Raw genomic sequence first — 26240 nt, forward strand, 5'->3', positions numbered from 1 at the left:
TCGGGCTGGGGGGCATCGGCTCGCTGCTCGTGCTGGCCGCCGCGCGCGCCGACCTCCCGGTGGTCCAGATCGTGTCGCTGCTGCTCGTCGTCATCTTCGTGGTGCTCAACGCGGCGGCCGATCTGATCAGCTTCGCGATCGACCCGACGAGCCTCTCCGAGGGGGTGAACGCATGAGCGTCGGGCAGATCGCGCAGGGGGCCGTGCCGGGCGTCGCGCGCCGGGTGGCGAAGCGGGACGCGACATTCGTCCTCGCGCTCGTCGTGTTCGGGCTCATCGCCGTCATCGCGCTCATCGGGCCGTGGATCGCCCCGTATCCGGCGGACGAGCTCTACGTCGGCCCGATCAACGGCGCGCCGTCGCTCGCCCACCCCTTCGGCACCGACGACGTCGGCCGCGACATCCTCTCCCGCGTGCTCGTCGGCGCCCAGGTGAGCGTCTTCGCGCCGATCGTGGTCGTCGCGCTCTCCACGATGCTCGGGCTCACGCTCGCGGTCACGGCAGCCTGGTTCGGCGGCTGGGTGTCGGGAACCCTCGCCCGCGTCGTGGACGTGATCTTCGCCATTCCGGGTCTCGTGCTGGCGGTGCTCGCGGTCGCGATGTTCGGCAAGGGTCTCGTCGCGCCGATCGTCGCCCTGTCGATCGCGTACATCCCCGTCGTCGCGCGGCTCACCCAGACCGCCGCCTCACGGGAGCTCGGCAAGCCCTACTTCGCTGCACTGCGGATCCAGGGAGTGTCGAGCGGCGCGATGCTGTTCCGGCACCTCCTGCCGGCGCTGATCCCGCTCGTCGCCGCGCAGATGGCCGTCGGATTCGGCTACGCGATGCTCGACCTGGCAGCGATCTCGTTCCTCGGGCTCGGGCAGCAGCCACCGGCGCCGGACTGGGGCTCGATGATCGCGGCCGGGCAGGCCGCCATCCTCGCGGGCGCCCCCGAGCAGTCGCTGTTCCCCGCGATCTTCGTCGTGGCGACGGTGCTGGCCGTCGGGGTCATCGGCGCCCGGGTGACGGTGTGGGCGGAGGGACGAGAGCGATGACCGAGACCGTGCTCGAGATCGCGGATCTCGACATCTTCGCGCCGGGTCTCCCGGAGCGCCGGCAGCTGGTGTTCGGCAGCAGCCTCTCGGTGCGCCGCGGCGAGGCCGTGGGCCTGGTCGGCGAGTCCGGTTCGGGCAAGACGCTGACGGTGCGCGCCGTCGCGGGTCTCCTTCCCGACGGATTCACGACCGAGGGCGCCATCCGCATCGACGGCCGTGACCTCGGCGCAATGCCCGCCCGCGAGCTGCGCGACCTGCGCGCGCGCCAGCTGGGAATGATCTTCCAGACCCCCCGCGCGCACCTCAACCCGCTGCGGACGATCGGCGACTTCCTCACGGAGGCGCTCATCCACGTCGCCGGGGTGAAGGCGTCCACCGCCGACCGGCGCGCGAAGGAGCTGCTCGACGAGGTGGGGATCACCGACCCGGCACGTCGCATGCGCCAGCATCCCGCGGAGCTGTCGGGCGGCCTGCTGCAGCGCGTCATGATCGCCGCGACGCTCACCATGGATCCCGACATCCTGCTCGCGGACGAGATCACCACGGCGCTCGACGTCACGACGCAGGAGGAGGTGATGGCCGTCATCGCCGATCTGCGCGCGCACCGCGACCTGTCGCTGCTGTTCATCACCCACGATCTCGCTCTCGCGGGCGCGGTGTGCGACCGGGTCAACGTCATGCAGCACGGCCGCGTCGTCGAGGTCCTGGGTGCACGGACCATGCGCCGCGACGCCACGCACGACTACACGAAGCTGCTGATGTCGGCCGCCCTGGACGAGGGAACGCCCATCGAACCGGATGCCGCGGCCGAGGCATCCATCCTGAGGATCAAGGATCTGCGCAAGTCGTACCAGGTCCGCGGCGAACGGGGCCGGGAGACGCTCGTCGCCGTCGACGGAGTGTCGATGGAGCTGGCCGCGGGAGGATCGCTCGGGATCGTGGGCGAGTCGGGGTCGGGCAAGTCGACCACCGCCCGCGTGCTCCTCGGCCTCGAACGCGCCGACAGCGGCACGATCACGGTCGGCGGCGAGGACTGGAGCGCGCCCGCGCGCACCGGGCGTGACCGCCGGCACCGCGCGAAGATCGCGCAGATGGTGTTTCAGGACCCCTATCAGTCGCTCGACGGCCGCCAGACCATCCGGCAGTGCCTCGCCGAGGCGGTCCGCGTCCACCGACCGGGGGCGACGAAGGATGCCGTCGACGCGCGTGTGGGGGAGCTGCTGGCGCAGGTCCGGCTCGACGAGGCGCTGCTGAACACCCGGCCGCGCGCGCTCTCCGGCGGCCAGCGGCAGCGCGTCGCCATCGCGCGCGCTCTCGCCGCGGACCCCGCGCTCCTCGTGCTCGACGAAGCGGTCTCGGCGCTCGACGTGACGACGCAGGTCGAGGTGCTCACCCTGCTCGACACCATCCGCCGCGAGACTGGCGTCGCACTGCTGATGATCACGCACGACCTCACCGTCATCCGGCGCCTGTGCGACCGGGTGGTCGTGATGCGGGCAGGGCGGATCGAGGAGTCCGGAACCGCCGAGGCGATCCTCGACCGCCCGCAGGCCGAGTACACGCGGCTGCTCCTGGACTCCATCCCTCGGGAAGGATGGACGCCTACCCGTCGTCGGCTGGGCAGGACCCGCTCCCTTCCCACCGTCACCCGCAGCAGTGCCATCGTCCCCGACTGAATCGAGTTCCCATGCCCGCCGACCTGATCGATCCCGGCTTCGAGTACTGCTTCGAGCTGCGCTGCGCCGTCGACGAGGCGCTGCCGCTCGGCGGGTCCGAGCCCGGCGAGGGCCTCCACTTCGCCCGGGTGTCGGGCGGTGAGTTCGACGGGCCGCGGTTGCGCGGTCGCGTGCTCGACAGCGGCGGCGACTGGTGGGTGGCGCGCGGACTCTCGGTGACCCTCGATGCCCGCTACGTGATCGAGGCCGAGGTGCCGGGCGGGGCGGCAGGCGTCGAGGTCGTCAACCGGGGCGTGTGGCGCACGGACCCGTCGTCGTTCGAGCGGATGCTGGCGGGCGAGGACGTCGGCGAGGCGGAGCTGTACTACCGCACCGCCTTCGTGTTCCGCACCGAGCACCCCGACCTGCAATGGCTCACCGAGTCGCAGTTCGTCGGGTACGCCCGGCCGGAGCCGGGATTCGTCGTCATCCGGGTCTTCCGGCTGACCTGAGATCAGGATCGAGAACGGGAAGACATGATCGCGGAGACAGTCATCGTCGGCGGGCGCATCTTCGACGGGAGGGCGCTGACGTCGAACACGGCGGTCGCCGTCAGCGGCGGCCGGATCGTGCGCGTCGGCTCCGATGCGGCCGTGGGAGAGCTGGCGGATGCCTCGACCCGGGTGATCGATGCGCGCGGCGGGCTGATCCACCCCGGCTTCGTCGACGCCCATGCCCACGCGGTCTTCGCCGGCGTCGAGCGCCTGAGCATCGACCTCACGCCCGCGACGAGCGTGCAGGAGACCCTGGACCTCATCCGGGAGGGTGCCCGGCGCAGCGACGGCGCGTGGCTCACCGGCGGCGGATGGAGCCACGACCTCTTCCCCGTGCCGACGCGGCACCAGCTCGACGAGATCGTGCCCGACCGCCCCGTCGCGCTGAGCGACGCCGGGCATCACACTCTGTGGGTGAACTCGAAGGCGCTGGAGCTGGCGGGCGTCGACCGGAACACGCCGCAGCCGCACAACGGCGTCATCCACCTCGACGAGGCAGGGGATCCGATCGGCTATCTCAACGAGACGGCGGCCGAGCTCGTCGGCCGGGTCGTCCCGCCGGCGACGGACGACGAGATGTACGAGGGGCTCCTCAACGCGCAGGAGCACCTGTGGTCCCTCGGCGTCACGGGCTGGCACGAGGCGATCCTCGGAGAGTACAACGGCAAGGCCGACTGCACTCCCGCTTTCCTGCGCGGCATCGCCGACCGAACGCTCAAGGACCAGACCTCGGGCGCCCTCTGGGTCGCCCCCGGTCTGCGACAGGAGGACGTGCCCGCGCTGGTCGCCCGCTTCATCGAGCGCCGCGACCGCAACGCTGCGGCGGGATTCGACACGAGCACCGCGAAAGCGATGATCGACGGTGTTCCGCACGGTGAGACCGCTGCGCTCCTCGAGCCGTACTTCAATCACACTCATGACGGCTTCACGGGCGAGCTGCACTTCACCGAGGACACCATCCGCGACCTCGTGGCGCAGCTCGACGCGGCCGGGTTCGCGCTGCACCTGCACATCATGGGGGATCGCGGCATCCGCGTGGCCCTCGACGCGATCGAGGTGGCCCGTGCCGTGAATGGCGCAGGACGACGTCACCACATCGCGCACCTGTCGATGGTGCAGCCCGAGGATGCGCGCCGGTTCGGGCCGCTGGGCATCACGGCGAACATCCAGGGGCTCTGGGCAGCGCCCGATCCGTACGTCGTGGCGCTGATCGGCGAGGAGCGGATGAGCCAGGGCTATCCGTTCCGGACGATCGCCGACAGCGGGGCCGACCTGGCGATGGGCTCGGACTGGCCGGTGTCCCCGGCCGATCCGTGGCTCGCGATCCACGTCGCGGTGAACCGCTGGGCCCCGCCGCCGCCCGGGATCGAGGTGCCGCCGCTGCCCGCCGGCGCGACCCCGCCGGCGCTCGACGCGGAGCACCAGTCGCTGACCCTCTCGCAGGCTCTGGGCGCCTACACCAGCGGCTCCACCGAGCTCGTCCTGGGCCGGCCTGGCCGCATCCGCGTGGGAGAGCGCGCCGACCTCGCGGTCGCGACGGCCGACCCGTTCGCGCTGCCGCCCGAGGCGCTCGTGTCGCTGCAGACCGCGGTCACGCTCGTCGCCGGCGAGGTCGTCTTCGAGCGCTGAGCGCCCGCGGGCTTCGGCTAGGGCTGCGAGTTGCGGCGGCCGGCGGCGCGCCGGACGAAGCCGAAGATGACGGTGCCGACGAAGAGGATGATCCCGATCACGCCGAGCCAGAGCAGTCCCTCGAGCGCGAATCCGACGACGGCGAGGATCGCCCACACCACGAGGAGGATGACGATCACGGTCAGCATGCCCTCACAGTACGCCCGGGCTCTGCTGCCGGATAGGGGCAGAGGCGGGCCTCACGGTGCGGACAGGTCGCGGTCCGCGGCATCCGCTCCCTTCGCCTGCACGCCGGCGGCCTCGGCGCGCTGCGCGGCCTCGAGCCGTTCGGCCTCCTCGCCGCCGATCGCCTCGCCGCGGGCGACCAGGCCGGCGACGTCGGAGAGCGGGATCTCCTTCAGGAAGAGCGACAGGACGAACGCGACGGCCATGAACGGCACGAGGTACCAGAAGACCGGCGCCAGGGCGTCGGCGTAGGCCGTCACGATCGACTCGCGCACGGGCTCGGGCAGGTCGTTCAGGACCGCAGGGTCGATGGAGGATGCCGCTTGCGAGGCCTGGTCGGCGGATGCCCCGGCCTGCGTGAACGCGGACAGCAGGTTCTCGGTGAGCCGGCTGGTGAAGATCGCGCCGAACACCGCGATGCCGAGCGCCGCGCCCGCCTCGCGGAAGTAGTTGTTCGAGCTGGTCGCGGTGCCCACCTGGGTCGCGGGAACCGCGTTCTGCGCGACGAGCACGACCACCTGCATGACGAGCCCCAGGCCCGCGCCGAACAGGAACAGGTAGACGCAGATCAGCCACACCGGCGTCTGGGCCGTGAGGGTGGTCATGAGCACGAGGGTGATGCCCGTCATCAGCGTGCCGAGCACCGGGAAGATGCGGTACCGGCCGGTGCGGGTGATCAGGATTCCCGACACGATCGAGGTGCCCATGAGGCCCACCATCATCGGCAGCATGAGCAGACCGGATGCCGCGGCCGACGTGCCCGCCGACATCTGGAGGAACGTCGGCACGAACGCGAGAGCGGCGAACATGCCGATGCCGAGCACGAACCCGATCAGGGTGACGTTCACGAACACGGGGTTCTTGAACAGCGACAGCGGCATGATCGGGTCGGCCGCGCGCGACTCGGTGAAGACGAAGAGCGCGATCGACGCGAGGAGTCCGGCGCCCCACGCCCACGTCGCGGGGGAGTCCCAGCCGTGGTCGCGGTCGCCGCCGAAGTCGGTGAAGAAGATCAGGCACGTCGTGGCGGCGGAGAGGAACACGACACCCAGCCAGTCGATCGGCTGCGTCGCCTTCTTGCTGGGCAGCTTCAGGGCGAACAGGGCGATCAGGAAGGCCGCGATGCCGACCGGGATGTTGATGTAGAACGCCCACTGCCACGAGAGGTGGTCGACGAAGAATCCGCCGAGGAGCGGCCCGGCGACGGCGGACAGGCCGAAGACGGCGCCCAGCGGGCCGAGGTACTTGCCGCGCTCCGACGCCGGCACGATGTCGGCGATGATCGCCTGCGAGAGCACCATCAGGCCGCCGCCGCCGAGGCCCTGCACGGCGCGGAACACCACGAACATCCAGAAGTCGGTCGCGAAGGCGCATCCGATCGACGCGAGCGTGAAGATCGCGATGGCGATGAGGAACAGGTTGCGCCGCCCCAGCACGTCGCCGAACTTGCCGTAGATCGGCATGACGATCGTGGTGGCGAGGATGTACGCGCTCGTGATCCAGACCTGGTGCTCGACCCCGCCGAGCTCGCCGACGAGCGTCGGCATCGCGGTGGAGACGATCGTCTGGTCGAGGCTCGACAGGAGCATGCCGGCGATCAGCGCCGAGAAGATGATCCAGATGCGGCGCTGCGTCAGCAGCATCGGCCCGTCGCCGGGCGCGACGATCGGAGTGGAGGCGGTGGCGGTCATGGCGTGCTTTCGGAGGTCGGGTCGGTCGGCGGCGCGAAGGCCGCCGCGTCGGGCGAGGGCGGAGTCTGTGAGGCGAAGAGCGTGTGCGCGGCGGCGAGGTGCTCGGCGAGCACGTCCGCGAACGGGCGGGGAGCGACGGGGTCCAGTGAGGCGGGGACGGCCAGGCGCGCGAGGTGGCCGACGATCGCCACGGCGGCGACGGCGCGCGGGTCGTCGTCGCTGAGACCCTCGCGCCGGGCGACGAGAAGCACATCGCGCGCCTCTTCGGCCCGGTGGCGGTCGAGCATGTGGGCGACGAGCCGCGGCTCGCGCTCGGCGGCGGCCATCAGCTCCTCGACCGAGGACCGGTCGAACTCGAGGGCCGCCCACCGCGCCACGCTCAGCGCCGCGTAATCGGTGAGGAGGGTCGGCGAGACCTGGCCCTCGGGCGTGCGCGGCCGCATGGCGACGAAGAAGTCGTCGGTCTCGTCCCGATCCGAATGCAGCGGGATGCCGAGCACTGCGTCTTCCTTCGATGCGAAGTAGTTGAAGAACGTGCGGCGCGAGACCCCCGCCTCATCGCACAGCTGATCGACCGTGAAGCTGCTCAGACCGCCGGCGGCGGTGGCCCGTCGAGCCAGGGAGACGAGGGTGCGCGTGATCTCGGTGCGCCGACGCTCGCGCGATGAAAGTGCACTCTCGGTCATGTAGTGCATTATTGCACTCTTGAGCCGAACGTGCACGACCGTGGATCCGTTTGGTTGACTCCCGGCGGCTCCCCTCCGGGGCGGTATCGAGTTCGACCCCGGAGTCGAGCCGGACGATCAGGCGCTTGTCTGGGCGGTGACCAATCTCGTGTCGCGCCGGTGCGGTCGCCCCGAGCAGCGATAGCCCGACGTCGCCCGGAAGGGCAGTCGCCCTTGACATCGGCTGGCCGCTCAGGCGTTCACGAGCGGCCAGCCGGTGTACGCCTCGGCGAGGAAGGTGCGCCCGGCCTCGGACTCGACGACCGACCGCAGCTCGCCGAGCTGGCGCCGGCGGTCGAAGTCGCTCGCATCGGGGGTGACGTGGAGCATGCTCGTCATCCACCACGAGAAGTGCTGCGCCTTCCAGATGCGATGCGACGCCGTCTCGGCGAAGGCGTCGACGAGACGTCCGTCGCCCTCGAGCAGCAGCGCGCGCAGCGCGCGGTCGAGCAGCACGACATCCGCGACGGCGAGGTTCATCCCCTTGGCACCCGTCGGCGGCACAGTGTGCGCGGCATCGCCCACGAGCACCGCCCGGCCTCGTCGCAGCTCGTGCGCGACGAAGCTGCGGAACCGCAGCACATCGCGCTGGAAGATCGGACCCTCGTTCAGCGTGGTGCCCGGAACGCGCTCCTGCAGCGTGTCCCAGATCTCGGCCTCGGACAGCGCGCCCGGATCGGCCTCGGGATCGCACTGGAAGTACATGCGCTGCACCGTCGCGCTGCGCTGGCTGATCAGGGCGAACCCCGCCGGGGCGTTGCTGTAGATGAGCTCGTCCGCGCTCGGCGGAGCCTCGCACAGGATGCCGAACCACGCGAAGGGATACTCCCGGAAGTAGCCGCCGGTCGACGAGCCGGTGACCGCCGCGCGCACGACGCTCCGCGATCCGTCGGCGCCGACGACGAACTCGGCGTCGATGCGCAGATCGTCGCCGTCCGACGTCGTCGCGAACACCGACGGCCGGTCGGCGTCGACGCCCTCCACCCGCAGCGCCGTGGTGCCGAAGCGCACGTCCTGTCCGGCGGCGAGCCGCGCGTGGATCAGATCCTTCAGCACCTCGTGCTGCGGGTAGAGCCAGACGCTGCGGGCGACGAGGGCGGGGAAGTCGATGCGATGGCCCTCGCCGTCGAAGCGGAGTTCGATGCCGTCGTGCCGATGGCCGTCCTGGAGCACGCGGGTCGACGCGCCGGTCGTCGTGAGCACGTCGACGGTGCCCTGCTCGAGGATGCCGGCGCGGATCGTGCTCTCGATCTCCTCACGCGTCCGCTGATCGATGACGACGGACTCGATCCCGGCGTCCGCCAGCAGGTGCGACAGCAGGAGGCCGGCGGGCCCGGCGCCGACGATGGCGACGCGAGTGCGGACGGTGGTGGTCATGTCGTCTCCTTCGACGGGTGGACGCGACCATTGTGCGGGGATCGAGGGGGCCCGATCACCGCGCATCCCGTTGAACGGGACTCGGCTCGACGGGACTCGGCTCAGCGTCGGTAGCCGAGCGCGTTCTCGATTCCGCGCGCCGCCGCGCGGAGTTCGGTGAGCGCGGGCGGGACAGGATCCTCCCGGCGCAGCACGCTCGACAGCGCGGCGATGACCGTGCCGGTCTCGTCACGCACCGGAACGGCGACGCCGGTCGACACGGCCTCGATGTAGCCCGGCGCGATCGCGTGGCCGAGCGAGCGGACCTCGGCGAGCTTGCGGCGCAGAGCCGCGGCATCCGTGATCGTCTCCTCGGTCAGTGCGCGCAGCGGAGCGTGCAGGATCCGCTCCTGCAGATCGTGGTCGCCGAAGGCGAGCAGCACGAGGCCCGACGACGACGCGTGCAGCGGCAGCCGGCCCGCGACGCGCGTCACGTTGGATCCGGAGTGCGGGCCGCTCAGACGCTCGAGGAAGAGCGCCTCGTCCTGCTCCAGGATCGCCAGCTGGGTGTGCTCGCGCACGCGCGCCTGCACACGCTCCATGTACGGGAGGGCGACCTGGCGCAGTCTCAGTGCCTGCGACGAACGGGTGGCGAGCTCCCACAAGCGCATGCCGACGCGGATCCGGCGGTCGTCGTCGCGCTCGAGCAGTCCGGCATCCACGAGCTCGCCGACGATCCGATGCGCCGTGGACGGAGGGAGCCCTGCGCGCCGCCCGATCTCCGCCGCCGACTGGACGGTGCGGATGGGCGTGAACGTGTCGAGCACCCGGATGAGCCGATCGGTCACCGAATCGCCCGAGCTCGAGTTCGCCACACGGCCATCGTGGCACAGCCCGAGGTGGATTCCCATTGGGTGGGAAGGTGCCCCACGCGCGGCCGGGAACGGCGGAGGATGCTGGCACGCCCTGAATCCGTGTCGAGGGAGACACCATGACCGACCCCATCGCTCCGGCTGCGGCGGCGCCGGAGTCTCTCCTCGCGTCGCCCGATCAGGTGGACCAGTCCACGATCACCCGCGAGATCGGCGCGCTCCACACCGCATACGCCGAGCGCGAGCGCCGTGGCGAGACGCTCCCGGCGACGATGCACGACTTCCCGCCGTACCGCTCGAGCCTGCTGCGGCATCCGACGAAGAACCCGCGGCTCGTCGATCCCGAGACGATCGAGCTCTGGTCGCCGGCATTCGGGCAGCGTGACGTGGCCGCCATCGAGTCCGATCTCACCGCCCAGCACGCGGGCGAGCCTCTGGGCGAGCGGATGACCGTGCGCGGGCGGCTGCTCGACTCGTGGGGGCGCCCGGTCGCCGATCAGCTCATCGAGGTGTGGCAGGCCAACAGCGCCGGACGGTACATCCACCAGCGCGACCAGCATCCGGCGCCGCTCGACCCGAACTTCACCGGCGCCGGCCGCGCGATCACGAACGACCGCGGCGAGTACCTCTTCACGACGATCAAGCCCGGACCGTATCCGTGGAAGAACCACGTCAACGCATGGCGGCCCGCGCACATCCACTTCTCGATCTTCGGCAACGGGTTCACCCAGCGGCTCGTCACCCAGATGTACTTCCCGGGCGACCCGCTGTTCGCGCTCGATCCGATCTACAACAGCATCTGGCGCCAAGAGGACCGGGATCGGCTCGTCGGCGTCTACGACCACGACCTCACCTCGCCGGAGTGGTCGACGGGGTACCGCTTCGACATCGTCGTCGACGGCCCCGACGCGACCTGGTTCGAGCCCGAGGAGGAGCACTGATGCCCCGCCCGAAGACGCACGCTCCCACCCCCGGTCAGACGGTCGGGCCCTTCTTCGCCTACGGCGTCGGCTATCCGAAGATGCACGAGGTCGCCCACCCGCATTCGCCGGGCGCCATCGTCCTCGGCGGCACCGTGTACGACGGCGCGGGCAGCCCCATCCCCGACGCCTTCGTCGAGATCTTCGCCGCCGACGCCGACGGCAGCGTTCCCCGCGCACGCGGGTCGTTCCGGCGCGACGACCACACCTTCACCGGGTTCGGCCGCGCGTTCACCGACGACGAGGGGCACTTCGAGTTCTGGACCCGCAACCCGGGAGCGGTGGGCGCCGCCGCCCCCTTCTTCGCCGCGATCGTCTACGCGCGCGGCCTCCCCGACAAGCTCCACACCCGCATCTACCTCCCCGACGACGCCGACGCGCTGGCCGCGGACCCGCTGCTCTCCTCGCTCGACGAGGACGACCGCGCTACTCTCGTCGCGACGCGCCTGCCCGGCGGGGGACTCCGCCACGACCTCCGGCTGCAGGGCGAGAAGGAGACGGTGTTCCTTGTCTTCTGAGCCCCGGAACCCGGCGGTCGACGTCGGCCTGCTCGCGCCCGTGTCCACGGGGCACGACGCCTCCGTGAGAGATGCCGCCGTCGTCGACGCGCTCGTCACCGCCGAGGTCGCCCTCGTCCGCGCGCTCGCGACGGTCGGCGGGCTCGAGGGCGCCGTCGCGGACCGGGTCTCGGCTGCGTTCGGCTGGGCGGAGGGCGGATGCCGCGAACACGGCGTCGACGCGGCGGCCCTGGCGGCGTCCGCCGTCGCGGGCGGCAACCCCGTCATCCCGCTCGTCGCGGAGATGAAGGAGCGCGGCGTCGATCCCGACGCGGTCCACCGCGGAGCCACCAGCCAGGACATCCTCGACACGGCGCTGATGCTGGTGTCGAGGAACGCGATCGACGAGATCGCCCTCTCCCTCGGCCGGGCCGACGCCGCGCTGACGTCCCTCGCCCGAGAGAACCGGGACGTCGTCGCGGCCGCGCGCACGCTGACTCAGCACGCCGTGCCGACCACGGTCGGCGCCCGGATCGCCGGCTGGGTCCGCGGCATCCGTCGCGCGGCAGAGCGCCTGCGCACCGTGCAGGCGGGACTTCCCGCACAACTCGGCGGCGCGGCGGGAACCCTCGCCGCCTTCGCCGACGAGTGGGGTCCGGATGCCGCGGCCGCGCTGCCTGCGGCGTTCGCGGCGGATCTCCGGCTCGCCGCGCCCCCCGCGCCCTGGCACACCGAGCGCTGGCCGGTGACCGAGCTCGGCGACGCCCTCGTCCAGGCCGTCGACGCGGTCGGGAAGGCGGCGTCCGATGTAGCGCTCCTCACACGCCCCGAGATCGGCGAGTTGGCCGAAGGTCGCGGCGGAGGCTCGAGTGCCATGCCGCAGAAGCAGAACCCGGTCGCCTCCGTGCTGATCCGCTCCGCCGCGCTGCGCGCTCCCCAGTTCGGCGCGACGCTGCACCTCGCTTCGGCGTTCGCCGTCGAGGAGCGTCCGGACGGGGCGTGGCACGCGGAGTGGCCGGCGCTGCGCGAGCTGCTCCGGCTGGCGCTCGGCGCCTCGGCGCAGGCGGCCGCGCTTGCCGAGGGCCTCGTCGTCGATCGCGACGCGGTTGCCCGCAACCTCGCGGCGTCGCACGGCGGCATCCTGAGCGAGCGACTTGCCCGCGTGCTGGTGCCGCGCATCGGGCGCGAGCGCTTCGCCGGCCTGATCGCCGCGCCGGGCTCGCTGGCCGACGCCGTCCGCGCGCTGCCCGAGGCTGCGGACCTCGACGTCGACGCACTCCTCGACCCCGCCGGGTACACCGGCCTCGCCGCCGCGATCGTCGACGCGACGGCGGACACGCATGACGACGCCGACGACGACGCCGACCGATGACCCCGCCACTCGCGCTCACCGATCCGGTCGGCCCCGCCGGGGCGCCGCTCCTGCTGCTCGGGCCGTCGCTGGGCACCTCGACCATCCTGTGGGAGACCACGGTCCCGCTCCTGTCCGCGCACTTCCGGGTCGTCGCGTGGGACCTTCCGGGGCACGGGGCCTCGCCGGCCGCGCCCGGGCCCTTCACCGTCGCCGACCTCGCCGATGCGCTCGCAGTGGCCGTCGGCGAGCCCGCGTTCCTCTACGCCGGCGTCTCCCTCGGCGGAGCCGTGGGGCTCGAGCTCGCGCTGCGGCACCCGGAGCGGGTGCGCGCCGCCGCGATCATCGCCTCCGGCGCGCAGCTCGGCGACCCCGAGAGCTGGCATCGGCGGGCGGCGCAGGTGCGCGCGCAGAGCACGTCGAGCCTGATCATCGCGTCGGCGCAGCGCTGGTTCGCCGACGGCTCGGTGGCGCGGCATCCGGAACTCACCGGCCGTCTGCTCCACGCGCTGCAGGGCGCCGACGACGAGAGCTACGCCCGGTGCTGCGAAGCGCTCGCCGCCTACGACGTGCGCGATCGGCTCGGCGACATCACGATGCCGATCCTCGCCGTGTGGGGTCAGCACGACGCCGTGGCCCCGCAGGGCAAGGCGGACGAGATCGCGCGGGGCGTGTCGCACGGCGAGGCGGCGATGATCCCGGATGCCGCGCACCTGCCCCCGGCCGAGCAGCCCGAGGCGATCGCGCACGCGCTGCTGAGGTTCTTCGCCGAACTCGAGGAGACATCATGACCCGATCCGACGGTGACGGACTCACCGACCAGCAGCGCCACGACCAGGGCATGACGGTGAGGCGGGCGGTGCTGTCCGACGAGCACGTCGACCGCGCGACCGCGGCGACGACCCCGCTCACCGCCGACTGGCAGGACTTCATCACCCGCGTCGCGTGGGGCGACGTCTGGTCCCGGCCGGGGCTCGACCGCCGGTCGCGTTCCATCGCGGTGCTGACCGCGCTCATCGCGCTCGGGCACCACGAGGAGCTCGAGATGCACCTGCACGCCGCACTGCGCAACGGCCTCACCGTGGACGAGGTGCGCGAGGTCATCCTCCAGTCCGCGATCTACTGCGGCGTGCCGGCGGCGAACACCGCGTTCCGCATCGCCGCGCAGGTCTTCGGCGAGGAGGGCGCATGATCGACAAGACGGTGACGGATGCCGCGGCCGCCGTGGCGGGGATCCCCGACGGTGCGACCGTGATGATCGGCGGCTTCGGCCGCGCAGGCCAGCCCGTCGAGCTGATCGACGCGCTCATCGAGAGCGGTGCGTCGGGCCTCACGATCGTGAACAACAACGCCGGCAACGGCGACACCGGCCTCGCGGCGCTGCTCGCGAAAGGCCGGGTCCGCAGGATCATCTGCTCCTTCCCGCGCCAGCATGACTCGTGGGTGTTCGACGGCCTGTACCGGGCGGGGGAGATCGAGCTGGAGATCGTCCCGCAGGGCAACCTCGCGGAGCGGATCCGCGCCGCCGGCGCCGGCATCGGCGCCTTCTTCTCGCCGACGGGCGTGGGGACGCAGCTCGCCGCGGGCAAGGAGGAGCGCACGATCGAGGGCCGCCGGTACGTGCTCGAATACCCGATCCGCGCCGACTACGCCCTCATCTCGGCCCTGAAGGGCGATCGGTGGGGGAACCTCGTCTACCGGGAGACGGCCCGCAACTTCGGTCCGATCATGGCGACCGCGGCGACGACCACCGTCGCTCAGGTCGACGAGGTCGTCGCGCTCGGCGCGCTCGACCCGGAAGCTGTCGTCACGCCGGGGATCTTCGTCGATCGGGTCGTCCCGGTCGGGGAGCGGCCATGGCTGCGCGACGGCGTGCTCGTCGGGGGCGTCGACATCGAGGGGCGGCCCACGACGGCCGCGGCACCCGGAGCAGGGGAGGTCGACCAGTGAGCACCCGCATCTCCCGCGACGACCTCGCGCGCCGCATCGCCGCCGACATCCCCGAGGGGGCATACGTGAACCTCGGCATCGGGGCGCCCACGCTCGTGGCCAACTACCTGCCCGACGACCTCGAGATCATCCTCCACACCGAGAACGGGCTGCTCGGCATGGGCGGCGCCCCCGACCCGGACCGGATCGATCCCGACCTCATCAATGCGGGCAAGCAGCCGGTGACCGTTCTGGCGGGGGCTGCCTACTTCCACCACGCGGACTCGTTCGCGATGATGCGCGGCGGTCACCTCGACGTCTGCGTGCTGGGCGCCTTCCAGGTCTCGCAGGCCGGGGACCTCGCGAACTGGTCCACCGGCGCGCCGGGCGCGATCCCCGCCGTCGGCGGCGCGATGGACCTCGCGATCGGCGCCAAGGAGGTCTTCGTCATGACCGACCTCCTCACCAAGATGGGCGAGTCGAAACTGGTCGACGTCTGCACCTACCCACTGACCGGGGTCGGCTGCGTGACCCGCGTCTACACCGACCACGCCGTCTTCGACGTGGTGGACGGACGGTTCGCCGTTCGCGAGGCCTTCGGTGACAACACCGCGGGTACGCTGGCCGAGCTGACCGGTCTGGAACTGATCGAGCCAGCGGATGCCGCGGCATCCCGATCCGGAGAATGACATGCCCGCCACCTTCATCTACGACGCCGTCCGCACTCCCTTCGGCCGTGCCGGGGGGGCCCTCGCCGGCACCCGGCCCGACGACCTCGCCGCCGTCGTGATGAGGGCTGCCGTCGAGCGCACCGGGCTCGATCCGGCGCGCATCGACGACGTGATCTTCGGGGACGCGAACCAGGCGGGCGAGGACAATCGCAACGTCGCGCGCATGGGTGCGCTGCTCGCGGGCTTCCCGACGACCGTGCCCGGGACGACGGTGAACCGGCTGTGCGGGTCGTCGGTCGAGGCCGTGATCCAGGGATCCCGGGCCATCGAGGCGGGCGACGCCGAGATCATCCTCGCGGGCGGCGTGGAGTCCATGAGCCGGGCGCCGTACGTCGTCGAGAAGTCGCCGAAGCCGTGGCCGGCGGTCGGGAACCCGACGATGTGGAACACCGCGATCGGCTGGCGGATGACCAACCCCGCGCTCCCGGCGGAGTGGACCATCTCGAACGGCCAGTCGGCCGAGAAGCTCGCGGGCATCTACGGGATCTCGCGGGGCGCCCAGGACGCCTTCGCGCTGCGCAGCCACCGGCTCGCCGCCCAGGCGTGGGCGTCGGGTGCCTATGCCGACGAGATCGTGCAGGTGCCCGGCGCTGAGCTGGCGCGTGACGAGGGCATCCGCGACGACACCACCCTCGAGAAGCTCGGCGGGCTGAAGGCGCTGTTCGCCGCCGACGGGACCGTCACCGCCGGAAATTCGTCCCCGATCAACGACGGCTCCTCCGCGGTGCTGCTCGGGGCCGAGGTCGCAGTGGATGCCGAGCCGCTTGCGCGCATCGCGGGCCGCGGGGTCTTCGGCAACGACCCCGACGTGTTCGGGGTGGCGCCGGTGGAGGCGGCGAACCGCGCGCTCGCACGAGCCGGACGCACGTGGGCGGATGTCGACGTCGTAGAGCTGAACGAGGCATTCGCCTCCCAGTCCCTCGCCTGCCTCGCCGGCTGGCCCGACCTCGACCCCGAACGGGTCAACATCCATGGCGGCGCCATCGCGATCGGCCATCCGCTCGGCGCCTCCGGCGGCCGCATCATCGGGCACGCCGCGCACGAACTCAAGCGTCGCGGCGGTGGAGTCGCCGTCGCCGCCCTGTGCATCGGGGTCGGGCAGGGCCTCGCCGTCGTGCTCGAGCGATGATCCCCCGCTTATGCGCGAATCAATATTACTTATGACGGAACCAGACAAAACGCGCTAGCCTCGAGAGTGCCGCAACGGCGCGACACGAAGGAGAGCACGCGCACATGCTTCTCGAGCGAGACCTCATCCAGTCCGTCGGATTCCGCAACGTCCGAAAGGGCGGCGAGATCACCGGCTTCCAGTTCCGCGTGCGGATGCCCTCCTATCGCGGGATGGCCGCGTCCCTCATCGATGGAATCGGCGTGCGCATCCCCGGTCTCGTGGACGTGGCTCCCGACGTTCCGACCTGGACGCTGCAGGGCCGCACGTTCACCCTCGCCGAACTCTGGGAGAGCGACGGCGTGCGCTGGCAGCTGGAGGAGGCGGCGATCGTCACGGTGCCGCTCGCGGGCGGCCTGCCCGACGGCATCCACGAACTCTCCATCGACCTGCGCCTGCGCATGTCGTACATCCCCCAGGAGCACCAGCCGAGCCGGTACGAGGTGACCAAGCACGTCACGCTCACCCCCGAGGCGGCGGGCGCACCCTTCCGCTACGGCGTCTCGCTGTACAGCTACATGGGCGACTACGGCACGACCCTCGACCTCGAGACGGCGCTCCGCTCGATCGCCGACCTGGGGGCGACCGGCGTCGAGATCCTCGGTGAGGGCCACGTGCCGAACTACCCCGAGCCGCCGCAGGAGTGGGTCGACGAGTGGTTCCGCCTGCTCGGGGTCTACGGCCTGGAGCCCACCAACTACGGCTCGTGGATCGACACGCGACTGCACTCGAGTGGCGAGAACGGCCGCGACATGACCGTCGCCGAGGGCGCGGCGGCGCTCCAGCGCGACCTGCGCCTCGCCAAGCGGCTCGGGTTCCGGTTCGTGCGGCCGAAGATCGGGGTCGTCTCGAGCGACCTCGTCCCCCACCCCATCTGGACCGAGGTGGTCGAGAGCTCGCTTCCGCTCGCGGAGGAGCTCGACGTCGTGATCTGCCCGGAGATCCACTCGCCGACGCCGATCAAGCACGAGGTCGTCGACGACTACATCGAGCTCATCCGGCGCACCGGGACGAAGCACTTCGGCCTCCTGCTCGACACCGGGATCTTCCAGGACCGGCCGATCCCGCTCCGCCCCGGCGAGCTGCCCGGGCGCCGGCCCGCGTTCCTCGACGGCATCGGCGTCGACCCCGCCGACGTGTTCGACATCATCGATCACGTCGTGTTCATCCAGGCCAAGTTCCACGACATCGACGACGAGCTCGTCGATCAGCAGATCCCATGGGAGCCCGTGCTGCGCGCGCTCAAGGACGCTGGGTACACCGGCTACCTGTCGAGCGAGTACGAGGGCGAGCGCACCCCGTGGCGTTCGATCGAACAGGTCCGCCGCCAGCACTCGCTCATGCGCCAGACCGCCGACCGGCTCTAGCAAGGACACGACCATGCCCAATGGACTCATCCACGACGACAGCCTCCGTCCGCACCCGGACGGGCTGGCACTGCGTCTCACGCTGCCCTGGTACCGCAGCCTCTGGCTGTCGTCCGTGACGAGCCTCGAGCTCACCGTCGACGAAGAGAGCGTGCCACCGGCCGACCTGAGCCTCGAGCTCGGCGGTCGTCGGTATCCCCTCGACGACCTGCCCGCGCAGAGCGAGACGCTGTGGTTCCTTCAGGAGCATCCGCTGCTCATCGTCCGGCGCGATCACGCGGCGTCGGTCGGAGAGCAGCACCGCGTCACGCTCGTCGGCCAGCTGCGGCTGCCCTACATGCAGATCGCGCCCGGCGAGAACGGCGGTCCGGGCATGTACGTGCCGAACTTCGTGCGGGACGAACTGACGCTCACGGTGACGGATGCCGATTCCCCGGCGCCCGCGATGGTGACCGACGTCCCGCCGCCTCCACCCGCGACGGAGGCCGATCCGTTCCAGCTCGGGCTCACGCTCTACTCGGCAAGCGCCGAGTTCCGGGCAGGCTGGTTCGACTTCGACGGACTGCTCGACCGTGTGGCCGAGCTCGGCATCGGCCCCGGGATCGAGATCGTCGCCTCGCAGGTGGTGCCGACGTACCCCGTGGTCTCGGACGACTTCGTCCGCACGTGGCGCGACGCTTTCGACCGGCACGGGTTCACAGCGTCGTCGTTCGGCGCCAACCTCGACATGGGCCGTCGCCGGGATCGCGACATGACGCCCGACGAGGAGTTCGAGTTCAGTCGTCTCATGTTCGAGGGCGCGAAGAAGCTCGGCTTCCCGCTCGTGCGCATCCAGAGCGCCAAGCCGGAGCTGCTCCGCCGGCTCCTGCCGATCGCCGAAGACCTCGAACTCCGGCTCGCCTACGAGATCCACGCGCCCCTCGGGCCCAACGCCGAGCCGATCCTGAAGGTGCGGGACACCTACGCCGAGCTCGACTCACCCCTTCTCGGCTTCGTGGCGGACTTCTCCTCGACGATGCACGCCATGTCGCCGACGCTGCTGCGGGCCGTGCGCCGAGCGGGGCTCGACGACGAGTCCGTCGACCGCCTGCAGCAGATCTGGGCCACCGATGCGCCGATGCGCGAGCGGCAGGAGGAGTTCATCGGCTATCTCCGCGGGAGGGACTTCGATCCTGCGCGTCTCGGCGCCTTCGGCCACCTGGCCTTCAACATGCACGGCCACGTCGATCCGCGCGAGTGGGCCGACATCATGCCGCAGATCCTGCACGTCCACGCCAAGTTCTACGACATCGACGAGCACGGGCAGGAGCCGGCGATCGACTATCCCGAGCTCGTCCGCGTCTTCGTCGAGGGCGGCTATCGCGGCTACTGGTCCAGCGAATGGGAGGGCCACGCGTTCGCGGAGCTCGGCGAGGTGGATCCTCTCCTGCTCGTCCGACGCCAGCACGACCTCATCCGTCGCGCGATGCGCGAGCTGCAGCCGGCCTGACGCTCAGGAGGGGTGCGCGTTCGCCTCGACGAGGCGACCGGCCTCCTCGAACAGCCCGCGCATCCAGGCGTGCTCGGGGTCGCGGGTGTGGGACGGATGCCACCACAGGGCGTTCGTGAGCGGTGTCGCGTCGAACGGGAGCGGGACGACGCGGATGCCGCCGATCCGCAGCATGTGGGGGGCGAGGGCTGCCTGCACGAGCCCGATGCGGTCGGTGCCGCTCACGAAGTGGCCGACCGAGAGGAAGCTCTCGAGGATCACCTCGATGCGCGGCTCGACACCGAGCTGCTGCACCTGCCGGGCAGCGGACGTGAAGGCAGACCGCGACTGGTACGTCATGACCCAGGGCAGCTCCGCCATGTTCTGCATCGACAGCGACTCGCCCACGTGCGCGTTCGAGTCCGAGACGACCGCCAGCCAGCCGTCGTGCCACAGATCGAGGAAGGGCAGGTCGGAGACCGGGCCGTGCGGGATGACCATCCCGTCCGCCGAGCGGAGGCGGGTCGCGGCATCCTCGACGATCACGGGGTTGTGGAGCATGAAGCGGAAGCGCACGCCGGGCGAGCGTTCGGCAGCGAGGCGGGACACCACGGTCCCCAGCGTCACGAAGCCGTAGTCCGATCCGTAGATCGAGAACTCCCGCGTCGACTCCTCCGGGCTCCAGGTGGCCTGGCTCTCGAACACCCGCCGGGCGGCCTCCAGGGCGGTGGTCGTGTGATCCGTGAGCCTCAGCGCGAACGGGGTCAGCTCGTAGGTGTTGCCGCGGCGCGCGAGGATCTGATCGCCGAAGTGCGTGCGGAGCCTGCCCAGTGACGCGCTCAGCGCCGGCTGGCTCAGGTGCAGGCGCTCGGCCGCACGGGTGACGCTCTTCTCGGTGAGGAGCGCATCGAGGGCGACGAGCAGATTGAGATCCAGTCGGGACAGCAGGGCGTGATCGGTCACCACGTCGTGATCCTCCGGTGCAGGTCGGTGCTCCACTGTATCAACGCAGTCGATGAGGTCGCGAGGGGCTATATGTCCCGGTAATGCGGTGGACCACCGCCGATGCACCGTATCGGCTTATGCCGCATATCGCAAACACTTATGTGCGTTTTCGGCACATGGTCGGGATACTGGTGTCACAGCACAGGCGCTCGAATGGACGAGCCGCCGACAACGAAGTCAGAAAGGCTGGACATGTCACAGCACAGTCACACCGCTCTGCGTCGAGGAGCGATCATCGCGGTCCCCGTCATCGGAGCGCTGCTCCTGGCCGGCTGCTCCGGCTCCGGCGGCGACTCGGGCGACTCGGGCGACGGAGGCCCCGTCGAGTTCTCCTTCACGTTCGCGACCTCCAACAACCTCGAGAGCCCGTACGAGACGCTCGCGAACGCCTATATGGAGGCGAACGACGACGTCACCATCACGACCAACCCGACGCCGAACGACAAGTACGGCGAGACCATCCGCACGCAGTTCCAGGCGGGCAACGCCGGCGATGTCGTTCAGACGACGCCGGGATCGGGCGACGCACGTGCTCTCATCCCGCTCGCAGAGGCCGGCTTCCTCGAGCCGCTCGGCGAGACGGCCACGTCCCTGATCCCGCAGGGGAGCGAGACGCTCTTCGAGCTCGACGGCGAGGTCTACGGCCAGCCGATGGACTTCACCATCGCGGCCGTCGTCGCCAGCATGGGCACCGCCGGCATGAACGGCCTCACGGAGTGGCCGACCAGTGAGGACGAGCTCTACGACGCGTGCTCGGCTCTCGCAGGGGACGGCAAGTCGCTGCTCGTGATCGCCGGCGCGGCGCCGCCGAACGCGGGCCTCACCGCCCAGGGCATCGCCGCCACGCGCGTCTATGCAGAGACGCCCGACTGGAACGACCAGCGAGCCGCCGGCGAGGTCACGTTCGCCGACAGCGAGGGCTGGGCCGACACCCTGCAGACGATCATCGACCTCAACGACGGTGGGTGCTTCCAGGCCGGCGCCGAGGGTGGCGGGTTCGACGCCATCACCAACGGACTGTCGCAAGGCGCTGCCGTCGGAAGCTTCATCCCGTCCGGCTCCGCCGTCGAGATCGCGACCGCCGCACCGCCGGAGGCCGACTTCAAGGTGCAGCCGTTCCCGCCGGCAGACGGCGGAGACCCCTACATCATCGCCAGCTCGAACTACACGATCTCGATCAACGCAGCATCGGAGAAGAAGGAAGCAGCTGCCGAGTTCGTCGAGTGGCTCGCCTCTCCCGAGGCACAGGAGATCTACTACGAGGCATCCGGGCTGCTCCCGATCTCGAACTACCAGGACCTCGACCTGAGCGACACGATCTACTCGCCCGTCGTCGACCTGCTGGCCGAGGGCGCCTACACCCCGCTGCCGAACAACATCTGGCCGAACCCGGCCGTGTACGAGGCGCTGTCGGTGGGCGTGCAGGGTCTGCTCACCGGTCAGAAGACCGTGGACCAGGTTCTCCAGGACATGGACGCCGCCTGGGGCGAGTGACACGATGAGCCGCCCGGGCACGTGTGCCCGGGCGGCTCAGCCGCACCTCCGCACGATGACGTACGAACACGAGGAATCATGACCGCGACACTCAACTCCGAGACCGAGGCGCTGATCGTCCCGAAGCGGAATCGCCGCGGGCGCCGCCGTGACGTCGAGCCTCGCCGTCCCGGCCTGCTGAAGTTCGGCTACTGGTGGTGGGCGCTTCCCGGAATCCTCCTCGTCCTCGCGATCCACTACGTCGCGACCGCGATCGGCGGGTTCTTCGCCTTCACCGACTGGTCGGGCATCGGCGACTTCACCTGGATCGGCCTCGACAACTTCATCGCGATCTTCAACGACCCGACTCAGATCGGCGCCGTCACCAACACGCTCTTCCTCGCGTTCGCCTCGGTGATCCTCAGCAACATCGCCGGCCTCGCCCTGGCGCTCGGCCTCAATCGCGGACTCAAGACCCGCTACGCGCTGCGCGTCCTCTTCTTCATGCCGGTCGTGCTCAGCCCGCTCGCCGTCTCGTACGTGTGGAAATTCATCTTCGACTACAACGGTCCGATCAACGGCGTGCTGCGGGCGATGGGCCTCGGCGAGTTCGCCAAGGCGTGGGTCGCCGACCCGACGTGGGCGATCTGGACCGTGCTCATCGTCATCGTGTGGCAGAACACGGGCTTCGCGATGGTCATCTACATGGCCGGCCTCGCCGCGGTGCCGGTCGAGATCGAGGAGGCCGCAGCCATCGACGGCGCGAGCCTGTGGCAGCGCTTCTGGCACGTGACGTTCCCGTCGATCCGTCCGGCCGTCGCGATCGCCACCACGCTAGGACTCGTCAACGGACTGCGCGTGTTCGACCAGATCATGGCGCTCACCGGCGGCGGGCCGGCCGGCGTGACCGAGACCCTCGCGACGCAGGTGTACAAGGAATCGTTCGCCCTCGGCAACTTCGGCTACGGCGCGGCGCTCGCCCTCGTGCTGACGCTCATCATTCTCGTCTTCGCCGTCATCCAGCAGCGAGTGACCAGCGGTCGCCCCGAGGAGGCCTGACATGTTCCGCTACACCAAGCTCACCGGCATCCGCGAGGTCGTCTTCTGGATCCTCGCCGTGCTGTTCCTCGCGCCGTTCTACTTTCTGGTCACCACTGCGTTCAAGTCCGACGAAGAGGTGCTGACCACGTCGAACCTCGCCCCGCCGTCGAGCCTGGACTTCAGCAACTTCACCGAGGTGCTGACGGCGCAGGGCAACTCGAACGTCATCCAGGGCCTGTTCAACAGCGTGATCATCACCGCGGGCAGCATCGTCGGGCTCATTCTGCTCGGAGCGCTCACCGGCTACGTGATCGCGCGGAGCACGCGGCGCTGGAGCCGGGCGGTGTTCTACCTGTTCCTCATCGCGATCGTCCTGCCGACGCAGCTGGGCACCGTCCCGCTCTACATCGGCGCCCGCACGATCGGGCTGACCGGGTCGATCTGGGGCATGATCATCCTCTACACCGGGATGCTGCTGCCGCTGTCGATCTTCCTGTACGCGGGGTTCTTCCGCAGCCTCGGCACCGAGTACGAAGAGGCCGCGACGATCGACGGCGCCTCGCGCACGCAGATCTTCTTCCGCATCGTGCTGCCGCTGATGTCGCCTGCGACCGGCACGGTCGCCATCCTCGCGGGCCTCATCGTGTGGAACGACTTCTTCACGTCGCTCATCTTCCTCGGCGGCTCTGAGAACCAGACGCTTCCCGTGGCGATGTACTACTACATCGGCTCGCTGGTGTCGTCGTGGAACAAGATCTTCGCGATCGTCATCGTCTCGATGATCCCGATCCTCGCGTTCTACCTCTTCGCGCAGAAGCGCTTCATCCAGGGCTTCGCCGGCGGGCTGAAGGGCTGAGCCGATGACCGCCGACAACCGCGCGGCGTTCGAGACCTTCGTCGACCTCTTCTACACGCAGAAGCGCGTCGCGGATGCCTTCGCCCGGCTGGTCTCGGACGACCATGGTCCACGTCAGAGCCTCCCGTCCGGGCGTCCCCGACGCCGCGGTCGCGGACATCTACCGATTCGAGGACGGCCGGATCGTCGAGCACTGGGACGTGCTGCAGCAGGTTCCCGTGCATGCCGTCCACGACCACCCCATGTTCTGAAGACTCAGGAGAGAACACCGTGTACCAGCTCGCACCCAACATCGAACTGCTCTTCACCGAGGCCGGCGACTACCACGATCGCGTACGCGCGGCCGCCGCGGCCGGCTTCGACGCCGTCGAGATGTGGGGGCCCACCGGTGCCGATGCCCCGGCGACCCCGAAGGACCTGCCCGCGCTCAAGGCCGCGCTCGACGAGACCGGCACGCAGCTCACCGCTCAGCTCAGTGAGCCGCGCACCCAGTTCATGATCCCGCCCTGGGATCACTCCGAGTTCTTCCGCAAGCTCGACGAGGGCGTGGAGATCGCGCACTTCCTCGGCACGCCCCGCATGGTCGTGGGCAGCGGGACGGGCTTCGGAGGGTGGAAGCGCCAGGTGCAGCTCGACAAGCTCGTCGAGATCTACCAGAAGGCGATCGCCCAGATCGATGGTTCCGGGATCACGCTCGTCCTCGAACCGGTCAACGTGCGGGTCGACCACCCCGGGTCGCTGCTCGACCGCACCGCCGAGGGCGTCTACGTCGCGCGCGGCGTCGATTCCCCGTTCTTCGGGGTGCTGTACGACATCTACCACTCTGCGGTGGAGGGCGAGGACATGGCTGCCGAGCTCGCGAACGCCGGTGAGCTCATCAAATACGTGCAGCTCGCCGACGCACCTGGACGCGGTGAGCCCGGCACCGGGTCCCTCGACTGGCCGGCGACCCTTGCCACGCTGCGCGCCTCCGGCTACGACGGGCCGATCGGCCTGGAGTACTACCCGCAGACGGCGTCCGACGAGTCGGTGCGCTACATCCGAGACGTGGCAGCGCAGGCATGAGCAGCCGCTATCCGGAGCAGGTCGACGTCGCCATCGTCGGGAGCGGCCCGGCCGGGGCCGCGTACGCGCGCATCCTGAGTGAGGAGGCGCCCGACGCGACGATCGCGATGTTCGAAGTCGGGCCGACCGTGTCGGACCCGCCGGGCGCGCACGTGAAGAACATCGCAGACCCCGACGAGCGCGCGCGTGCGCAGCTGCGCTCGGAGGGCCCGTCGGCGCACGACGACGGCGACCGGGTCGGCGGAATCGTGAAGACCGCTCAGCGCCGCGCACGCCCCGGCACCTTCCTCCTCGAAGACGGCTATCAGGTCGAGGGCGAGGACGGCTTGCCGGTCGCGGCGTTCTCGAGCAACGTGGGCGGGATGGCCGCGCACTGGACCGGAGCCTGCCCCCGACCGAATGACAGTGAGCGAATCGACCTCCTCGGCGAGGGCGACCTCGACGAGCTGCTCTCGGAGGGTGAGCGGCTCCTCGGTGTGACCACCGACGCGTTCGAGACGTCCCCGTACGGTCAGATCGTGCGCGACCGCCTCGCCGCGGCGGCGGACGAAGGTCGCTCCGAGCGCACACGCGTGCAGCGGATGCCTCTCGCGGTGCACCGCAACGACGAGGGCCGGCTCGTGTGGTCCGGCTCGGACGTCGTGCTCGGCGACGTGACGCGCGACAACCCGCATTTCACCCTGTTCGACGAGTCTCTGGTCACCCGAGTGCTCGTCGAAGGAGGACAGGCAGCGGGCGTGGCCGTGACCGACCGACGCACCGGCGAGTCCCACGAGGTGCGCGCCCGGTTCGTCGTCGTCGCCGGCGACGCATTGCGCACGCCCCAGCTGCTGTGGGCGTCCGGCATCCGGCCCGAGGCGCTCGGACGCTATCTCAACGACCAGGCTCAGATCGTGTTCGCGGTGCGCATCCGCGACCTCGTAGCCGCCGACGCCTCCGCTCAGTCCGGAGCGACCGGCCTGAGCGAGTACAGCGGCGTCACGTGGGTCCCCTTCACCGATGAGGTTCCGTTCCACGGTCAGGTGATGCAGCTCGACGCATCTCCCGTGAAGCTCGCCGAGGACGATCCGGCCGCACCCGGCTCGATCGTCGGGCTCGGGCTCTTCTGCGCCAAGGACCTGCAGGCCACGGACCGGGTCGAGTTCTCGGCGGACGCAGTGGACGGATACGGGATGCCGGCGATGACGCTGCACTACCGGCTCACCGAGCACGACCGTCAGGTGTTCGATCGCGCGAAGGCCGAGATCGTCCGGCTCGGCCGGGCCATCGGCGAACCGCTCGATGACCGCCCGTTCATGATGCCGCTGGGTGCATCTCTGCACTACCAGGGCACGACCCGGATGGGTGCCGCGGACGACGGCGCGAGCGTGTGCTCGCCCAACAGCGAGGTGTGGGCGCTGGCCGGGCTCTTCGTCGCCGGAAACGGCGTGATCCCGACCGCGACGGCGTGCAACCCGACGCTCACCTCCGTCGCCCTCGGGGTGCGGGGTGCTCGCGAGATTGCGTCTCGCTTGCTTACGTCGAAATAAGACATTACACTGTAGAAACTAGGACAAAGTCGTCAAG

The 26240-nt window shown here is 70.4% G+C and carries 26 protein-coding genes; 20 read left to right on the forward strand and 6 right to left on the reverse strand.

The annotated features are described in order from the left end of the window. Positions 1 to 172: 172 nt before the first annotated feature. The 4 genes from ACE3O1_RS04645 to ACE3O1_RS04660 are packed head-to-tail and all read left to right on the forward strand — an operon-like array spanning position 173 to position 4874. On the forward strand, positions 173 to 1036 hold the full coding sequence (locus ACE3O1_RS04645; RefSeq protein WP_374312919.1) for an ABC transporter permease: 864 nt from the start codon (positions 173 to 175) through the stop codon (positions 1034 to 1036). Then, positions 1033 to 2712 (forward strand): nickel ABC transporter ATP-binding protein NikE, encoded by a 1680-nt coding sequence (gene nikE, locus ACE3O1_RS04650; RefSeq protein WP_374312921.1) that lies wholly within the window; start codon positions 1033 to 1035, stop codon positions 2710 to 2712. The genes ACE3O1_RS04645 and nikE overlap by 4 nt, the downstream gene beginning before the upstream one ends. An 11-nt stretch (positions 2713 to 2723) precedes the next feature. After that, positions 2724 to 3203 carry a DUF3237 domain-containing protein gene (locus tag ACE3O1_RS04655; protein WP_374312923.1) on the forward strand — a complete coding sequence of 160 codons (480 nt, stop codon included), beginning with the start codon at positions 2724 to 2726 and terminating at the stop codon, positions 3201 to 3203. A 24-nt stretch (positions 3204 to 3227) separates the two neighbouring features. Beyond that, positions 3228 to 4874 carry an amidohydrolase gene (locus ACE3O1_RS04660; protein WP_374312925.1) on the forward strand — a complete coding sequence of 549 codons (1647 nt, stop codon included), beginning with the start codon at positions 3228 to 3230 and terminating at the stop codon, positions 4872 to 4874. Between the two features lie 17 nt (positions 4875 to 4891). Here ACE3O1_RS04660 and ACE3O1_RS04665 read toward each other — a convergent pair whose 3' ends face one another. The 5 genes from ACE3O1_RS04665 to ACE3O1_RS04685 all read right to left on the reverse strand — a co-directional run bounded on the left by ACE3O1_RS04665 (position 4892) and on the right by ACE3O1_RS04685 (position 9746). Then, positions 4892 to 5062 carry a hypothetical protein gene (locus ACE3O1_RS04665; protein ID WP_374312927.1) on the reverse strand — a complete coding sequence of 57 codons (171 nt, stop codon included), beginning with the start codon at positions 5060 to 5062 and terminating at the stop codon, positions 4892 to 4894. Between the two features lie 51 nt (positions 5063 to 5113). Further along, positions 5114 to 6790: an MDR family MFS transporter gene (locus ACE3O1_RS04670; protein ID WP_374312929.1), complete on the reverse strand. Its 1677-nt coding sequence runs from the start codon at positions 6788 to 6790 to the stop codon at positions 5114 to 5116. Further along, positions 6787 to 7476 carry a TetR/AcrR family transcriptional regulator gene (locus tag ACE3O1_RS04675; protein WP_374312931.1) on the reverse strand — a complete coding sequence of 230 codons (690 nt, stop codon included), beginning with the start codon at positions 7474 to 7476 and terminating at the stop codon, positions 6787 to 6789. Before ACE3O1_RS04675 ends, ACE3O1_RS04670 begins: the two co-directional genes overlap by 4 nt. 231 nt (positions 7477 to 7707) lie before the next feature. Further along, positions 7708 to 8892, reverse strand: a complete 1185-nt coding sequence (locus ACE3O1_RS04680) for a 4-hydroxybenzoate 3-monooxygenase (RefSeq protein WP_374312933.1) — start codon at positions 8890 to 8892, stop codon at positions 7708 to 7710. Between the two features lie 101 nt (positions 8893 to 8993). Beyond that, complete coding sequence (locus ACE3O1_RS04685; protein ID WP_374312935.1) at positions 8994 to 9746, reverse strand: IclR family transcriptional regulator; 753 nt, start codon at positions 9744 to 9746, stop codon at positions 8994 to 8996. A 116-nt stretch (positions 9747 to 9862) separates the two neighbouring features. On the opposite strand from ACE3O1_RS04685, the gene pcaH reads away from it, so the two are divergent. The 10 genes from pcaH (at position 9863) to ACE3O1_RS04735 (ending at position 19255) form a co-directional block, all read left to right on the forward strand. Beyond that, a complete protein-coding gene (pcaH, locus tag ACE3O1_RS04690; RefSeq protein ID WP_374312937.1) occupies positions 9863 to 10684 on the forward strand; it encodes a protocatechuate 3,4-dioxygenase subunit beta in 822 nt (273 codons plus the stop codon). After that, positions 10684 to 11241, forward strand: a complete 558-nt coding sequence (pcaG, locus tag ACE3O1_RS04695) for a protocatechuate 3,4-dioxygenase subunit alpha (RefSeq protein WP_374312939.1) — start codon at positions 10684 to 10686, stop codon at positions 11239 to 11241. The genes pcaH and pcaG overlap by 1 nt, the downstream gene beginning before the upstream one ends. Beyond that, positions 11231 to 12592 carry a lyase family protein gene (locus ACE3O1_RS04700; RefSeq protein ID WP_374312941.1) on the forward strand — a complete coding sequence of 454 codons (1362 nt, stop codon included), beginning with the start codon at positions 11231 to 11233 and terminating at the stop codon, positions 12590 to 12592. The genes pcaG and ACE3O1_RS04700 overlap by 11 nt, the downstream gene beginning before the upstream one ends. After that, positions 12589 to 13362: an alpha/beta fold hydrolase gene (locus ACE3O1_RS04705; RefSeq protein WP_374312943.1), complete on the forward strand. Its 774-nt coding sequence runs from the start codon at positions 12589 to 12591 to the stop codon at positions 13360 to 13362. Before ACE3O1_RS04700 ends, ACE3O1_RS04705 begins: the two co-directional genes overlap by 4 nt. Next, positions 13359 to 13763: a 4-carboxymuconolactone decarboxylase gene (gene pcaC, locus ACE3O1_RS04710; RefSeq protein WP_374312945.1), complete on the forward strand. Its 405-nt coding sequence runs from the start codon at positions 13359 to 13361 to the stop codon at positions 13761 to 13763. The genes ACE3O1_RS04705 and pcaC overlap by 4 nt, the downstream gene beginning before the upstream one ends. Beyond that, entirely contained in the window at positions 13760 to 14521 is a 762-nt protein-coding gene (locus ACE3O1_RS04715; RefSeq protein WP_374312947.1) for a 3-oxoacid CoA-transferase subunit A, read from the forward strand. Before pcaC ends, ACE3O1_RS04715 begins: the two co-directional genes overlap by 4 nt. Further along, entirely contained in the window at positions 14518 to 15189 is a 672-nt protein-coding gene (locus ACE3O1_RS04720) for a 3-oxoacid CoA-transferase subunit B (RefSeq protein WP_374312949.1), read from the forward strand. Before ACE3O1_RS04715 ends, ACE3O1_RS04720 begins: the two co-directional genes overlap by 4 nt. 1 nt (position 15190) lies before the next feature. Beyond that, positions 15191 to 16360, forward strand: a complete 1170-nt coding sequence (locus ACE3O1_RS04725) for an acetyl-CoA C-acyltransferase (protein WP_374312951.1) — start codon at positions 15191 to 15193, stop codon at positions 16358 to 16360. 104 nt (positions 16361 to 16464) lie between these two features. Continuing rightward, positions 16465 to 17766 carry a DUF6379 domain-containing protein gene (locus ACE3O1_RS04730; protein WP_374312953.1) on the forward strand — a complete coding sequence of 434 codons (1302 nt, stop codon included), beginning with the start codon at positions 16465 to 16467 and terminating at the stop codon, positions 17764 to 17766. A 13-nt stretch (positions 17767 to 17779) separates the two neighbouring features. Beyond that, positions 17780 to 19255 carry a DUF6379 domain-containing protein gene (locus tag ACE3O1_RS04735; protein ID WP_374312955.1) on the forward strand — a complete coding sequence of 492 codons (1476 nt, stop codon included), beginning with the start codon at positions 17780 to 17782 and terminating at the stop codon, positions 19253 to 19255. 3 nt (positions 19256 to 19258) lie between these two features. Here the strand turns inward: ACE3O1_RS04735 and ACE3O1_RS04740 are convergent, their stop codons facing one another. Continuing rightward, a complete protein-coding gene (locus ACE3O1_RS04740; RefSeq protein ID WP_374312986.1) occupies positions 19259 to 20197 on the reverse strand; it encodes a LysR family transcriptional regulator in 939 nt (312 codons plus the stop codon). A 234-nt stretch (positions 20198 to 20431) separates the two neighbouring features. On the opposite strand from ACE3O1_RS04740, the gene ACE3O1_RS04745 reads away from it, so the two are divergent. The 6 genes from ACE3O1_RS04745 to ACE3O1_RS04770 all read left to right on the forward strand — a co-directional run bounded on the left by ACE3O1_RS04745 (position 20432) and on the right by ACE3O1_RS04770 (position 26203). Next, positions 20432 to 21733 (forward strand): extracellular solute-binding protein, encoded by a 1302-nt coding sequence (locus tag ACE3O1_RS04745; RefSeq protein ID WP_374312956.1) that lies wholly within the window; start codon positions 20432 to 20434, stop codon positions 21731 to 21733. 78 nt (positions 21734 to 21811) lie between these two features. Next, positions 21812 to 22771, forward strand: a complete 960-nt coding sequence (locus ACE3O1_RS04750) for a carbohydrate ABC transporter permease (RefSeq protein WP_374312958.1) — start codon at positions 21812 to 21814, stop codon at positions 22769 to 22771. Position 22772: 1 nt separating this feature from the next. Further along, positions 22773 to 23609 (forward strand): carbohydrate ABC transporter permease, encoded by an 837-nt coding sequence (locus ACE3O1_RS04755; RefSeq protein ID WP_374312960.1) that lies wholly within the window; start codon positions 22773 to 22775, stop codon positions 23607 to 23609. Positions 23610 to 23713: 104 nt separating this feature from the next. Continuing rightward, a complete protein-coding gene (locus tag ACE3O1_RS04760; RefSeq protein WP_374312962.1) occupies positions 23714 to 23860 on the forward strand; it encodes a hypothetical protein in 147 nt (48 codons plus the stop codon). A gap of 19 nt (positions 23861 to 23879) precedes the next feature. Further along, positions 23880 to 24674, forward strand: a complete 795-nt coding sequence (locus ACE3O1_RS04765) for a TIM barrel protein (RefSeq protein ID WP_374312964.1) — start codon at positions 23880 to 23882, stop codon at positions 24672 to 24674. Beyond that, positions 24671 to 26203, forward strand: a complete 1533-nt coding sequence (locus ACE3O1_RS04770) for a GMC oxidoreductase (protein ID WP_374312967.1) — start codon at positions 24671 to 24673, stop codon at positions 26201 to 26203. Before ACE3O1_RS04765 ends, ACE3O1_RS04770 begins: the two co-directional genes overlap by 4 nt. Positions 26204 to 26240: the final 37 nt, after the last annotated feature.

The organism is Microbacterium sp., from assembly GCF_041909575.1.
GTDB lineage: Bacteria > Actinomycetota > Actinomycetes > Actinomycetales > Microbacteriaceae > Microbacterium.

Bases quoted from the DNA above. Each gene is read 5' to 3' on its own strand.
- ACE3O1_RS04655 (WP_374312923.1), top strand. From the start codon at position 2,724: ATGCCCGCCGACCTGATCGATCCCGGCTTCGAGTACTGCTTCGAGCTG.
- nikE (WP_374312921.1), top strand. From the start codon at position 1,033: ATGACCGAGACCGTGCTCGAGATCGCGGATCTCGACATCTTCGCGCCG.
- ACE3O1_RS04725 (WP_374312951.1), top strand. From the start codon at position 15,191: ATGCCCGCCACCTTCATCTACGACGCCGTCCGCACTCCCTTCGGCCGT.
- ACE3O1_RS04715 (WP_374312947.1), top strand. From the start codon at position 13,760: ATGATCGACAAGACGGTGACGGATGCCGCGGCCGCCGTGGCGGGGATC.
- ACE3O1_RS04745 (WP_374312956.1), top strand. From the start codon at position 20,432: ATGTCACAGCACAGTCACACCGCTCTGCGTCGAGGAGCGATCATCGCG.
- ACE3O1_RS04770 (WP_374312967.1), top strand. From the start codon at position 24,671: ATGAGCAGCCGCTATCCGGAGCAGGTCGACGTCGCCATCGTCGGGAGC.
- ACE3O1_RS04730 (WP_374312953.1), top strand. From the start codon at position 16,465: ATGCTTCTCGAGCGAGACCTCATCCAGTCCGTCGGATTCCGCAACGTC.
- ACE3O1_RS04680 (WP_374312933.1), bottom strand. From the start codon at position 8,892: ATGACCACCACCGTCCGCACTCGCGTCGCCATCGTCGGCGCCGGGCCC.
- ACE3O1_RS04705 (WP_374312943.1), top strand. From the start codon at position 12,589: ATGACCCCGCCACTCGCGCTCACCGATCCGGTCGGCCCCGCCGGGGCG.
- pcaG (WP_374312939.1), top strand. From the start codon at position 10,684: ATGCCCCGCCCGAAGACGCACGCTCCCACCCCCGGTCAGACGGTCGGG.
- ACE3O1_RS04750 (WP_374312958.1), top strand. From the start codon at position 21,812: ATGACCGCGACACTCAACTCCGAGACCGAGGCGCTGATCGTCCCGAAG.
- pcaH (WP_374312937.1), top strand. From the start codon at position 9,863: ATGACCGACCCCATCGCTCCGGCTGCGGCGGCGCCGGAGTCTCTCCTC.
- ACE3O1_RS04760 (WP_374312962.1), top strand. From the start codon at position 23,714: ATGGTCCACGTCAGAGCCTCCCGTCCGGGCGTCCCCGACGCCGCGGTC.
- ACE3O1_RS04645 (WP_374312919.1), top strand. From the start codon at position 173: ATGAGCGTCGGGCAGATCGCGCAGGGGGCCGTGCCGGGCGTCGCGCGC.
- ACE3O1_RS04735 (WP_374312955.1), top strand. From the start codon at position 17,780: ATGCCCAATGGACTCATCCACGACGACAGCCTCCGTCCGCACCCGGAC.
- ACE3O1_RS04665 (WP_374312927.1), bottom strand. From the start codon at position 5,062: ATGCTGACCGTGATCGTCATCCTCCTCGTGGTGTGGGCGATCCTCGCC.
- ACE3O1_RS04670 (WP_374312929.1), bottom strand. From the start codon at position 6,790: ATGACCGCCACCGCCTCCACTCCGATCGTCGCGCCCGGCGACGGGCCG.
- pcaC (WP_374312945.1), top strand. From the start codon at position 13,359: ATGACCCGATCCGACGGTGACGGACTCACCGACCAGCAGCGCCACGAC.
- ACE3O1_RS04675 (WP_374312931.1), bottom strand. From the start codon at position 7,476: ATGACCGAGAGTGCACTTTCATCGCGCGAGCGTCGGCGCACCGAGATC.
- ACE3O1_RS04660 (WP_374312925.1), top strand. From the start codon at position 3,228: ATGATCGCGGAGACAGTCATCGTCGGCGGGCGCATCTTCGACGGGAGG.
- ACE3O1_RS04755 (WP_374312960.1), top strand. From the start codon at position 22,773: ATGTTCCGCTACACCAAGCTCACCGGCATCCGCGAGGTCGTCTTCTGG.